11 protein-coding genes are annotated in these 13,002 nt (G+C 55.5%); all 11 read left to right on the top strand.

Features of this window, described 5'->3' with window-relative positions; genetic code table 11:
- Positions 1 to 2 precede the first annotated feature (2 nt).
- The 11 genes from ACI48J_RS15585 to ACI48J_RS15535 all read left to right on the top strand — a co-directional run bounded on the left by ACI48J_RS15585 (position 3) and on the right by ACI48J_RS15535 (position 12,894).
- Complete coding sequence (locus ACI48J_RS15585) at positions 3 to 908, top strand: DNA ligase (protein ID WP_405079133.1); 906 nt, start codon at positions 3 to 5, stop codon at positions 906 to 908.
- Positions 905 to 1,795, top strand: a complete 891-nt coding sequence (ligD, locus tag ACI48J_RS15580; RefSeq protein ID WP_405079132.1) for a non-homologous end-joining DNA ligase — start codon at positions 905 to 907, stop codon at positions 1,793 to 1,795. Before ACI48J_RS15585 ends, ligD begins: the two co-directional genes overlap by 4 nt.
- A gap of 178 nt (positions 1,796 to 1,973) precedes the next feature.
- Positions 1,974 to 2,204, top strand: a complete 231-nt coding sequence (locus ACI48J_RS15575; RefSeq protein WP_103996032.1) for a DUF2188 domain-containing protein — start codon at positions 1,974 to 1,976, stop codon at positions 2,202 to 2,204.
- A 171-nt stretch (positions 2,205 to 2,375) separates the two neighbouring features.
- The gene (locus ACI48J_RS15570) at positions 2,376 to 3,491 is read left to right on the top strand and encodes an SGNH/GDSL hydrolase family protein (protein WP_405079130.1); all 1,116 of its coding nucleotides are present in this window, start codon (positions 2,376 to 2,378) and stop codon (positions 3,489 to 3,491) included.
- A gap of 8 nt (positions 3,492 to 3,499) precedes the next feature.
- On the top strand, positions 3,500 to 5,065 hold the full coding sequence (locus ACI48J_RS15565; RefSeq protein WP_405079128.1) for an extracellular solute-binding protein: 1,566 nt from the start codon (positions 3,500 to 3,502) through the stop codon (positions 5,063 to 5,065).
- Positions 5,062 to 6,903 (top strand): histidine kinase, encoded by a 1,842-nt coding sequence (locus ACI48J_RS15560; protein ID WP_326052647.1) that lies wholly within the window; start codon positions 5,062 to 5,064, stop codon positions 6,901 to 6,903. The genes ACI48J_RS15565 and ACI48J_RS15560 overlap by 4 nt, the downstream gene beginning before the upstream one ends.
- Positions 6,900 to 8,498 carry a response regulator gene (locus ACI48J_RS15555; protein ID WP_405079126.1) on the top strand — a complete coding sequence of 533 codons (1,599 nt, stop codon included), beginning with the start codon at positions 6,900 to 6,902 and terminating at the stop codon, positions 8,496 to 8,498. The genes ACI48J_RS15560 and ACI48J_RS15555 overlap by 4 nt, the downstream gene beginning before the upstream one ends.
- Positions 8,499 to 8,648: 150 nt before the next feature.
- On the top strand, positions 8,649 to 9,203 hold the full coding sequence (locus ACI48J_RS15550) for a hypothetical protein (protein WP_405079124.1): 555 nt from the start codon (positions 8,649 to 8,651) through the stop codon (positions 9,201 to 9,203).
- A gap of 203 nt (positions 9,204 to 9,406) precedes the next feature.
- Complete coding sequence (locus ACI48J_RS15545) at positions 9,407 to 10,363, top strand: ABC transporter permease (RefSeq protein ID WP_369995931.1); 957 nt, start codon at positions 9,407 to 9,409, stop codon at positions 10,361 to 10,363.
- A gap of 16 nt (positions 10,364 to 10,379) precedes the next feature.
- Positions 10,380 to 11,303: a carbohydrate ABC transporter permease gene (locus ACI48J_RS15540; protein ID WP_326052640.1), complete on the top strand. Its 924-nt coding sequence runs from the start codon at positions 10,380 to 10,382 to the stop codon at positions 11,301 to 11,303.
- A 97-nt stretch (positions 11,304 to 11,400) separates the two neighbouring features.
- Positions 11,401 to 12,894, top strand: a complete 1,494-nt coding sequence (locus ACI48J_RS15535) for an extracellular solute-binding protein (RefSeq protein ID WP_405079123.1) — start codon at positions 11,401 to 11,403, stop codon at positions 12,892 to 12,894.
- The last annotated feature ends 108 nt before the right edge of the window (positions 12,895 to 13,002 follow it).

Raw genomic sequence — 13,002 nt, 5'->3', positions numbered from 1 at the left:
TTATGCAGCCGTTTCTGCCGATGTCGCCGATCCTCACGAATACGCTTCCCGAAGGCGATGAATGGGTGTACCAGCTCAAATGGGACGGATTCCGGATTCTTGCTTTTGTCGATAACGGAAAAGTGGAACTTTTCTCCAAAAAAATGTTATCAAAGAACCGGAACTATCCCGACTTGATCGAAGCCCTGGAGAAGTTGACGGGGACCTTCGTCCTTGACGGAGAGGCCGTTATTTTGGACCCCGCAACCGGACGGCCCAGCTTCCAGAAAATGCAGCAGCGGGACAAACTGACCGATCCGGCTTTAATCCGGCGTGCGGTCGCCCGCGAACCCGTTCATTACATGCTTTTCGATGTGCTGCAGATCGGGGAGGAAGATCTTCGCGGCATTCCTTTCAAGGAACGATTCAGGCGGCTGGAGGAGCTTGCGGCCGGCTGGAAGCCGCCTCTTTACCGGACCGATCTGTACGGCGACGCCGGGACGCTGTGGGAGTGGGTCGCCGCTAACGCATGGGAAGGCGTCATTGCCAAACGTGCCGGGAGTCCCTACCGCGAGGGCAAAGAGCACAGAGACTGGTTCAAGCGCAAAAGGGCCGTCCGGCACGAGGTGCAGGCCGTCGGCATTCTGCTCAAGGAAGGCCGGGTGGCCAGTCTCGTGATGAGCCGCGACGGCCGTTATTTCGGCCGCGTCTCGTCCGGGTTGAACGAGCGGGTAAAGCGCGAGCTCCGCGGCCTCAAGACCGGGCGGATCATCGAAGATTATTTCATGGGGACGCCCGAAGGATTGCGAAGCGCCGAAGTGCTGTGGCTGGAACAGCCGCTGACGATCCTTGTTACGGGACGCGAGGTGACGGAAAGCGGCCTGCTGCGGCATCCCAAACTGCTGGCGCTGGAAGGGATGACGTTATGAGTCCAAGTTCAAGCGAATCCGGAGTCGTTATGGTCGACGGAAACGAAATTACGGTATCGAACCCGGAGAAGCTCCTCTGGCCCGAAGCGGGTATTACGAAGGTGATCTACCTGCAGAAGCTGATCGCGCTTTCTCCGTACCTGCTTCCTTATTGCCGGGACCGGTACCTGACCACGATCCGTTATCCGGACGGGGTCGGGGGGAAGTTTTTTTATCAGAAAAACGCGCCCTCCAAGCTGCCTGAATTCGTGAAAACCGCTGCCCGCGGAGGCGTTAATTATATCCACCTGGATTCCTTGTCCACCCTGCTTTGGCTCGGTAATCTGGCCGCGCTGGAATTTCATCCTTCGTTCGAATACATCGGGGGAGAAGACCCCGCGGAATGGGTGCTGGATATCGATCCGAGTTTCGAAGACGAGCCCAGGCTCATGGAAGCCGTCGCGATCATCGGTGAAACGCTCCAAGGGATGGGCGTACGCTCGGTTCCGAAAACGTCGGGTGCGACGGGGGTTCAGATTTTCGTTCCGATCCGCGAAGGGTATACGTTCGATCAGCTCCGGTCCGTCGGAGAATTTCTGGGGAACTATCTGGCCGAGAAGCACCCCAGGCTGTTCACGGTCGAAAGGCTGATCAAAGAGCGGGGGAAGAAGATCTACATCGATTACGTCCAGCATGCTCCCGGCAAAAGCTTGTCGGCTCCCTACACGCCCCGCGGCAGGGTGGAAGCGACCGTTTCGACGCCTTTGACCTGGGACGAAGTCCGCCACGGCGTAAGCCCGAAGCTTTTTACCCTGCACACGATCGAGGAACGGCTGGACAAGACGGGGGATCTTATCGCAGCGGAAGAAAAACAGTCGCTGGACCCGGTGCTTGACTTTATCCGCTGACCCGCCCGGCGGAAAACTTGCTTGGTCCGGATTTGTGCCGATACGGAAAAGCTTCCGCAATTTCGGCCTACTTGTTTTCCGGGCTTGGTTGTCCGGGTTTCGTTTGTTTGGGCGGCCCGGTGAGTAACAACCCGGAAGTTAGGGTAAGTAAAATCATAAAAAACAGGAGGGGATTCCGATGTCCAAACATGAACCGGCTTCCGTACATACGACGCCGAGTCCCGAAGGCGGCTGGGACAATCAGCGGGACGGAGAGAAATTCAGCCATCACGACACCAAAGAAGAAGCGCAGGCAAGGGGCCGTGAAGAAGCCAAGAAGAGAGAAACGGAGCACAAAATTCACAACCGGGACGGCAAGATTTCGGAATCCAACAGCTACGGGAACGATCCGTTTCCGCCGAAAGGCTGATTGCTTAAAGCGGATTCCACGGAAACAAAAAATCATTCAATCCTTTTTCCGAAATCGGAGAAAGGATTTTTTAATGGAACTTTGACGGAACGGTATTTACAAAAACTTCTTTACACGTTGGGAAAGTCAAAGGTAAGTTTAAAGAAAGACCTTTCAACCAAACGGGGAGTGATGGAAGTGGAAGTGAAGCAAGCGGGAAAAATAGATATCGCCCGGTACGACCGGAACTTACAAACAGACACGATGGCCGAAGAGGCAGCCGTGTGGCATGATCCCCGCCGGGCTCCGTTTACGGTTTCGGGGTTTCCGTGGCTGGAGACGGAAGGCCGGTACCGGAGACTGCCCGTACGCCCGGACCGCAAGCTCCCGGAGGCGGTCGACCGGCTAGCGGATTGCACGGCAGGCGGGCAGATCCGCTTTATTACCGATACGGCGCAGCTGTCCGTCCGCGTCCGGCTCGGCGGCAATGCCGCCATGCCTCATATGACGGCACTGGGTCAGTGCGGGTTCGACTGCTACATCGGGGAACCGGGCAATCAGCGCTATGTTGCAACCGCTTCCTTTAAGCCGGGAGACTGCGAGTACACGTCCCGGCTCTACCAGTTCGGGGAGAAGCGGATGCGGCACATCACGCTGAATTTCCCTCTCTACCAAGGGGTGGAGGAGGTCTGGATCGGAACGGACGAGGATGCCCTTGTAGAGGAACCGCTCCCCTATGAAAGTCCGGGCAGGATAATCATCTACGGTACCTCGATCACCCAGGGCGGGTGCGCGAACCGGCCGGGCATGAGCTATCCGGGCATTTTGAGCCGGCAAATAAACCGGGAGTTCATCAATCTCGGTTTTTCGGGCAGCGGCAAAGGCGAGCCGGAAGTAGCGGAGGCAATCCGCGAGATCGGGAATCCCGCTCTGCTGGTCCTCGATTATGAGGCCAACACGGGCGAGCCGGAGAACATCCGGGCCACACTGCCGGTTTTTATCGACTTGTACCGGGAAAAGCACCCCGAAGTTCCGATCCTCGTTCTCTCCTGCATCGAGTTCGCCGCCGCCAGGTTCGACCCGGCTGTCCGCAAGAAACTGGACGAACGGCGGGCCATACAGCGGCAGACCGTAGAGGACCGGATCGCGAAGGGCGACTCGTTCATCACGTTCTTTGACGGATCGGCTCTGCTCGGCGAAGACGGGGACGAGTGTACGGTGGACGGGATTCACCCGACCGATCTCGGCTTTAAACGGATGGCGGACGGACTTCTCCGGGTATTCAACCGATGCTTACGGGCCGAGTGAGCCAGCGTATGCGCACATTGAGCCGCCTAGGCTTCCGTCCGCTACGTCCGCTTGCTTTGCTGAGAAGTTCGCTCCTCCTGGGGGCGCTGGCCGCCGCTTCCACTGGTTGTGAACGTTCGCCGGAGGCGGCCGGTGGCGGGTTTATTCCGCCCGGTTCCGCATCTCCCGCCGATTCCATCTCGATTGTGACGAACACGATCGGGCTGAGCTTTCCGCAGGGGCTGGACGAGAATAACAATCCTTATCTGCGTTATATTGAAGCAAATACCGGACTGAACATTAAGGTGACCCTGCCGCCGTCGGATGTGTATCCCGAAAAGCTAAATGTCATCATGGCCTCGGGCAACACGCCGGATCTTATTAATTATTCCGATAAGGTATGGATGAACGATAACGCGAAACAGAACAAACTGATGCCGCTGGACGAGCTGATCGACCGCTACGGCAAAGACCTGAAGGAGAAAATCCCGAAGGAAGCGTGGGACCAGGTAACCATTGACGGCAAAATTTACGCGATACCGAGCTTGAACGAAGTGAAAGGGCTCGAACTGATGTATGTGCGCAAAGACTGGCTGGACCGCCTCGGTCTCGCTCCGCCCGTCACACTGGACGATTACTACAAGGTCATCCGCGCCTTCACGCTGGACGACCCGGACGGCAACGGGCTCAACGATACGATCGGGCTGACATTCGGCGAGTCTCTTGCCCGTTCGGCACCCTTCTTCGGCGCGTTCGGCGTACAGCTCGATCAGTGGGCGGACCGTTACGGCGAGCTTGCTTACACCAGTACACTGCCGGAGACGAAAGAGGCACTCGCTTTTCTGAACAGACTGTACCGGGAGAACCTGCTCGACCCGGAATTTCCCCTGAACCGCAACGCCAGCATGATGGACAAAATCAAGAACGGCAAGGTCGGCTTGTTCTCCGCCGCCTGGTACGATACGCGGGGGCCGATAGCGGCCAATATGCAGAAAGATCCGCGTGCGGTCTGGATTCCCTTGGAGTATCCGGTGGGACCGGAGGGGCACAGCGGAGTTTATGCGACCAACTTGATCCGTTCGTACAACGTCATTCCGGTGGGCAGCGCCAATCCGGAAGGAGTTATCCGATATTTGAATTTCATCGCGGGCGACGGCTACAAGACGCTCAAGCTGGGCTTCGAAAACGAAATCTGGTCGATGCAGAACGGCAAGATGGTCACTAACTTCGAAGAGCACGACAAGCATTTGTACCGGGGCATCTACCAAGCGATGGCGGATATCCAAGACAAGGAAATATCGAAAATGCGGCTCGATTCCCTGGGCGATTTTCATTTGTACGACAATTTGAAACGAATCGAAGGCCACCTCATCCCGAACGCCTTCTACGGCTCGCCGACTCCGTCGATGAGCAAATATTACAACACCAAGGGGAAAGAACTCATGGAGCATTTCATCCGTATCGTTGTGGGTGTCGAGCCTCTGGACTCGTTCGAAACGTCCGTGGACCGGTGGAGGAAAGAAGGCGGGGACGACATGACCCGGGAAGTGAACGAATGGTACAAAATGCAGGGTATTCCGCAGGGTGAGCGATGAGAAAAACATTTCACTGGCTGCTGAACAAATTTCAGCGGAATATCCAGGTCAGGCTGACGTGCTACTTTCTGCTTATTCTGCTGCCCCTTGTGCTCGTGAGCCTCTTTGCCAACGAGCGTTCCAAGCAGATTCTCGTCGAGCAGGCGGCGGAAAGGTCGCGGCTGGCCCTGAACTCGGCGATGGACTACATCGATCTGACGCTCCAGAGTGTGGAGGAGCTCTCGACGCTGATCTCGACGGACTCCGAGCTGATCGGCACGTTGTCGCGCAACGGCGCGTCGCTGACGCCGCGTTCCGTCGTGGATTTTTCGCAAATGATGAAGCAGTTGTCCAACATGAACTCCATCAATCACATTGCCGCCCAAATATCGGTGTACCATTACCCGTCCACCATGATGATTTCCACGAATTACGGCCCGCGCTTTCTGGATAAGAACCGGCAGGCGTTCATGCACAGCATGTCGCTCCAAATCGGCACGGGCATTTTATACATGCTGCCCGGCCAGAACATTTACGAAAGCACGACCTTCGGGGACCTGATGCAGTCGGACAGCGTGACCCTGGTCCGCTCCATGGACTTGTACAACCCTCAGCGGGAGCAGAATTTGCTGCTTATTACGCTGAACAAAACGCGGCTGCTTAACCTGATCAAGCCGCTGCTGCCTTCTCCGCAGACTAAAATCTATTTGACCAATGCGGACAACAACCTGATCGCGGGGATCAGCCAGGAAGGGGAGACCCGGGACAAATACCTGCCCTCCGAACCGGACATGCTGTCGGTCACGATTTCATCCGACACGTCCAAATGGAAGCTGACGATGATTCAGCCGAAGAGCGAGCTGTACAGCAAAACGGAGCAGGTCACGCTGTATATGTACGGCATTATTACGATCAGTATTTTGCTGGCGTTGTGGATCTCATGGATCGTGTACACGGGCATCGCGTCGCCGCTTCAAAAGCTGTCGCACGGAATCAAGCGGCTCGGCAGCGGCAAGCTGAGCATCCAGCTGGAAAACAGGCGCAGGGACGAATTCGGTTATTTGACGGAGGCGTTCAACCAGATGGCCCAGCAGCAGAAGCATCTGATCGAGGATCATTACGAGCAGGAGCTGAGGCTGGCCAAGACGGAGCTGAAATTTTTGCAGTCCCAGATCAATCCCCACTTTCTGTACAATACGCTCGATTCCATCTACTGGACGGCCAAAAACTACGAGGCGGACGAAATCAGTGAAATGGTTCTGAATTTGTCGCGGTTTTTCCGGCTCAGCCTGAATAAAGGGCGCGAAGTTTTTTCGGTGGAAGAAAGCTTCTCGCACCTGCATTACTATATTCGGATTCAGCAAATCCGGTTTCTCGAAAACTTCGAGGTGCAGTACCGGATGGAAGACGCGACGAAAGCGGTCCCGCTTCTCAAGCTGCTGCTCCAGCCGCTGGTGGAGAACGCTATCCTCCACGGTATGGACGGAAAAGAAGACGGCGGCCGCCTCGTTGTTTCCTCCCGGCTGGAGGAAGGGTTTCTCGTGCTGGAAGTGAGGGACAACGGAAGCGGCATCCCCCGGGAGCGGCTGGCTTATATCCAGGAGGAGCTGGGCAGGCTCCACAGGCGCAAGGGCAAGCTGTACTCGCTGGATGAGGAAGGCGTGGACGACCTGTTCGGACTCAGGAACGTCGTGTCCCGGATCAAGCTGTATTACGGCGGAAGCGCGGAGCTGAGCATCGACAGCGCAGAAGGCGGAGGCACCTGCACGGCGCTCAAGCTTCCGCTGGTCCGCTGCAGAGAAGATTTCAGTCCCGGTGCGGACAGCATGATCGACTACAAGGAGGAGACGGGAACATGAATGTAATGATCGTCGAAGATGAAGTGCGTTTGCGCACTTCGCTCGTAAACAATATTCCGTGGGAAGACCACGGGATCGAAGTGATTGCCCAGGCGGCGAGCGGGACGGAGGCGCTGTTTCTGTTCGAGCGGAAAAAGCCGGACATCGTGCTGCTCGATGTCCAGATGCCGGAGATGGACGGGCTTACGCTGGCCCGCAAGCTCCGCGAGAAGGATGCCTTCGTCAAGATGATAGTTCTCAGCGGGCACGATAATTTCGGCTTCGCCCAGAAAGCGATCGAAGCCGGCGTTTCCCAGTACCTGCTTAAGCCCGCAGGAGACGGCGAAATTCTGGAAGCGGTTCTGAACGCAGCCGAACAGCTCCGGCAGGAGCTGGAGCGCTGGCACAGCCAGTCGGAGCTCCAGGAGAAGTGGTCGGAGCATCTGCCCCAGCTGCAGAGCGCGTTTTTCCAAAACCTGATCGGCGGCAAATACGCCCTCTGGGAAATCCGCAAAATCAGCAGGGACTATCTGCTTGATCTGGACGAAAGCATGCAGTACGCCGTAGCCGTAGCCGACGTCGATCCGCTCGGCCCCGGCGAGTCCCGCTACAAGAGCGGGGATATGCCGCTGCTGCGCTTCTCGCTGCAGTGTGTCGCCCGCGAATTTCTCCAGCCGCATTCGTGCTGGGTGAATACGGACGCAAGCGGGTACACGCTGGTGCTCTTCGCCATGCCGGCGGACGATTCGCCCAACGACGTGATGCTCCGCGTGCATGCCGCGGTCGTGAAGCTGCTCTCCCAGGCCAAGGAATGCCTGAAGGTCACCTGCAGCGCGGGAATCAGCGGAGGGACCGGCGGCCTCACGGAGATCAGCAAGCTGTACGCGCAGGCGTACCAGGCGCTGCAGGACCGCATCGTGTACGGGGCCGACATCGCGGTTCCGTACCGGGACAAGCCGGCGGCCGGCACATCGGTGCCGCTTTCTCCGGGCTTGGAGAAGACGCTGGAGATCGCGCTCGAAACCGGCGACGAGGACAAGGCCATGGATACGCTCTCGGAGCTGTGGGATCAGGCGATGGAAGGAACGGAGACCGCTGCGGGCATGCACGAGGCGCTGATGTACTGGACGAGCCTTATGATCCGGCTCATTCATAAGCAGGGCTGGAGCGTGCAGGAAGTCGTGAAGGACGATTACCCGTACTACCGGGACGTCACGATGCTGAGCACGAAACAGCAGATCCGGGCCTGGCTGGAGCGTTCGGTGCTCCATTACTCGGCCTATCTGCAGGAACAGCGCAAAACGACGAGCCACGGGGTCGTGAAAACGATCCTGTCCATAGTCGAGAAGGAGATCGACAGCGACATCACCCTCCACAGCGTGGCGGACCGGCTCTATGTCAATTCCTCCTACTTGAGCCGTTTGTTTAAGCAGGAAACGGGTGTCGCATTTTCTACGTACGTGCTGGAACGGAAGATGGACCGCGCCAAGGCGGCGCTGCTGGAAGGCGCCAAGGTGTACGATGCGGCCAGGCTGGTCGGCTACCGGGACGTCAGCTATTTTACGAAAGTGTTCCGTAAATACTGGGGGGTCACTCCGGGCGAAATGAAGTCGTAACACGCAGGGGAGCGGTCGGAACTGCGCAGGCGGAACCTCGGTGACGCTTGTTTACTCGCACTCTCAGCAAACTTTAATCTTGTGCTCAGCTTCGTTTAAGCCGGCCCTGTTATCTTGATGAAAACGTTGTACTATAGGGAGCTGCCGAAGATGAATACAATCCTTCATACGGATAGAAAAAAACGGGCGCGGAAGGAGCTGATTCCCGCAAAGGAACGAAAGCGGGTCTACGCCGCTGCGCTGCTCACCGCTGTTCTCGTGCTGGCGGGTATGCTGTACTTGCTCCAACAGTCCGGCTACCATACACGCGGGTTTAAAGAAATCTTTAAAAATTACGGCTCGCTGGCGAGACTTGTTCTTTTCTTCGTTCTGGCGAACTATATTCTGCTTCTTATACTGAGGAAAAAACTCGCGGATCGCTTGAGCCCGTTGAAAAAAGCCGTAGTCGCTTTATCCCGCTTTGTCCGGAAATGGCATACGCCGGCCGCTCTGATCGCGATCGGACTGATCGTTCTTCATATCGCTGCCGTTTTCATGTACGGTTTCGTATGGGATTTTCACAACGTCAGCGGACTTTTGGCGCTTGCCGCTCTGCTGCCTGTCCCGGTTTCCGGGTTGTTCCGCTATAAGAAGCTGGACCGTTCCTGGCATCTGGGTTCGGGACTGGCGTTTGCCGTATTGTTTCTGATTCACGCTTTTATATAAGCATTTAAATTGAAAAAGGTTGCCGGGTTTCGCCCGGACGGCCTTTTTTTTTGTTTGCCTGTTTTGCCGGCCTCTAACGGCTTGGGAAGCATCAGCCCGCCATGAAAGTACCACAAATAGTAATGAGTGTCCTCTACTACGGATTTCGCGCAGGTTCTACACTTAGTACTATACAAAAGCGAAAGCGCATAAGGGGGGATTCGATGAGACAGCCTGCTTCTGAAGTAAACGTCTCCCGGTCGAAACAAAGCTATTCCAGACAATTGGGGTCGGATATCCGCAAAGATTGGGATTTATATCTGCTGCTCGTGCCGGGTATCCTGTTTGTTTTACTTTTTAAATACACGCCGATGTACGGCCTCGTCATCGCGTTCAAGGATTTCAATATTTTCGACGGAATGGCGGCAAGCCCGTGGGTAGGACTCGAGCATTTCAAAAAACTGTTTACCTCGCAGGAGTTCGGCGGTGTTTTCGTCAACACGCTTATTATCTCTCTGCTGAAAATCGTCATCTTGTTTCCGCTTCCCATTGTCGTCGCCATTCTGATGAACGAAATGAAAAACATGCTGTTCAAGCGCACCATCCAAACGGTCATTTACCTGCCGCACTTTCTGTCCTGGGTCATCGTCAGCGGAATTTTCATCGACCTGTTGTCCACGAACGGAGGACTCGTCAACAAAGTGCTGATCAGCCTGGGGCTGGAGCAGATTGCTTTCTTCATGGACAGCAGCGTATTCCGCAGCGTCCTTGTCACATCGGCCGGCTGGAAGGAAACCGGATGGGGCATCATCGTTTACCTCGCCGCTTTTTCGACGATCGACCCTCAGCTGTACGAAGCCGCCAAAATGGACGGCGCCGGACGACTCAAGCAGATCTGGCACATCACGCTGCCCGGAATTTTGCCGACCATCCTCCTGATGTTCATCCTCCGTCTGGGCTCCGTTCTCGAAGCGGGCACGGAACAAATTCTCGTCATGTACAACCCTACCGTTTACAACGTCTCCGACGTGATCGGCACGTTCGTGTACCGGATGGGTCTGGGCAACCAGGATTACAGCTTTACGACCGCTGTCGGACTTTTCGAATCGGTTATCGCCTTCTCGCTTGTCATCACCGGCAATTATTTGAGCCGCAGATATTTGCAGCGCGGAATTTGGTAGAGAGGAAGAGACGCATATGAATACAGACGCAGCCCTGCCTGCCGTAAAGCCGCACAAACGCAGAAGACCCCGGACTACCTGGTCCGAGAAGCTGTTCCATCTAATCAATTACACCTTATTTATCCTGTTCGGACTGGCGACGCTGCTGCCGTTCCTGAACCTGATCTCCAAATCGCTGAGCGATGAATCCGCAGTCATATCCGGCCAGGTCAGTCTGTTTCCGGTCGGCTTTCAGCTAAGCACCTATGCCTATGTGCTGCAGGATCAGATGTTCCTGAATTCGTTTAAAATATCCATCCTGATTACGGTCGTGGGCACCCTGCTCAGTCTTTTTCTGACCACGATTACGGCGTATCCGCTTTCGAAACCGAGGCTGCGGGGCCGGAAATGGCTGCTGCTGGTGTTCATCTTCACGATGCTGTTCAGCGGCGGGCTCATTCCGATGTACCTGCTCATGCAGAACCTGAATCTGGTCAACACGCTGCCCGCTCTTTTCCTGCCGGCCATGGTGAACGTGTATAACATGCTCATCATCAAAAACTATTTCGAAGGGCTGCCCGAAAGCCTCGAGGAATCGGCGAAAATGGACGGGGCCAGCAACCTGCGCATTTTGTTCAGCATCATGCTTCCGCTTTCTCTGCCGGTTCTGGCTACGATTGCGCTCTTCTTCGCGGTTTATTTCTGGAACGATTATTTTGCCGCCATGATTTACATTACGAATCCGAGTCTGAAGCCGATGCAGCTGTTTCTGAAGGAACTGCTCATTTCGTCCACCGGGGATTTCCTCCGGAACAACAATTTGGATTCTTCGATGAATACAACGCCCCAGTCGATCCAGGCCGCTTCGATCCTGCTGGCGACGCTACCGATCCTGCTCGTTTATCCGTTTTTGCAGAAATATTTCGTAAAAGGGGTTCTGGTCGGCTCCGTCAAAGGCTGACAGGCACCTTCATCCTGAAAGGCGGTGAGGCCCTTCTTTTGAGGCTTGCGAAACTCGGCTCGGTCTTGTTGTTCAACTAAAAGGGAGGTTTACATCTATGTTAAAAAAAGCAGCGCTTCTGCTCACGGTCGCGGCGCTCGGCGTCACGACGGCGGCATGCGGCGGAGGAAAAGAGACCCAGACCGGCGGTACTTCGCCGGCACCGGCAGGAGGAGCCAAGCCGGCCCTGCGCCAGCTTATGCAGTATGGAAATTTCGATCCGAACAAAGAATTCACTGCCAAAACGATTTCGGAGAAAACGGGCTATACGGTCAATTACGAGATGCTTCCGGCGGAAAATCCGGATGAGAAGCTGAACCTGCTGATGGCGAACAAAGAAGAATACGACGTGATGAAGCTGAGCGCGCCTCAATTCGAGAAGCTGGCTACATCGGGTGCCCTGGAGCCGCTCGACGACCTGCTGGAAAAATACGGCCCGAACATTAAAGCGGCCATCGACCCGGCTGCGTGGGAAAGTGCCAAAGTAAACGGCAAAATCTACGCCATTCCGGAAACCGGCTCCGGTCTTGCGGTCGGGGAAGAACTGGTTGTCCGCCAGGATTGGATGGATGAGCTTGGTCTGAAAACGCCTACGAACACGGACGAGCTGTATACGGTGCTGAAAACGATCAAGGAAAAGAAAAACATCGCACCGCTTACCGGTTCCAAAGACGCGAAGGAATCCATTATCGGCGATATCGGCGCCGCCTTCGGCGTTACCGCGGACTGGGTGAACCAGAACGGAGCGCTCGTCCATCAGGTGGAGACACCGGCGATGAAAGAATTCCTGACTTACATGAACAAGCTGTACAAAGAAGGCCTGATCGATCAGGAAATGCCGATCAATACGAGCGCCAAAGCGATCGAGAAATTTTCCAGCGGCAAAGCGGCCATTTTCAAACAGGCTTACTGGAACGCGGGAACGACGGAGAAAGCGCTTAAGAAGAACGATCCTAACGCAAAAACGGCCATTATTCCTTACCTGAAAGACAAATCCGGCAAAGCGTCCACGTTCGTCAAAGCGAATACGACCTGGTTTGTCACCATTCCGAAAGTATCCAAGCATAAAGAAGATGCCGTGAAATTCCTGGATCTGAAGCTGAAACCGGATAATTTCATCGAGATCGCCATCGGCAAGCAGGGCGAACACCATGAGATCAAAGACGGCAAATACTACCCGATCCTGCCGAAGTTCAATGACGAGCTTAATAACGGAAGCGGTTTCTTGACAGGTGTGGATTACAAGAAATATCCGGACTACTGGCAGGCCCGTGTACGTAAAGATCCCGTTCTGCAGGCGTTCTTCGAGGAGATCAACAAAAACGCCCAGGGCATCATAGTTACCGACCCGCTTGCGAAAGCGCCGCCGATTGCGGACATTTCCAAGAACAAGCAGAAGCTCGACAAGTTCCAGACCGACAGCATGCTGAAATTCATCAGCGGCTCTGACCCGCTGGCCAATTACGACCAGTTCCTGACCAAGTGGAAGGCCGACGGCGGCGAGGCGATGACCAAAGCGGCCAACGAGTGGTTTAAAAACGCCAAAAAATAACACACATCCAGAATCATTCACATCCGGCAGCGGCTTACGAGCGGCTGCCGTTTTTTTCACCGGCTCCGGCCGGGATCGACTCTACACTTTGACAGAAAGAAGGGAGCC

Source organism: Paenibacillus chitinolyticus (genome assembly GCF_045038035.1).
GTDB lineage: Bacteria > Bacillota > Bacilli > Paenibacillales > NBRC-103111 > Paenibacillus_F > Paenibacillus_F chitinolyticus_A.
This window is presented reverse-complemented; position numbering and strand designations above follow the sequence as displayed.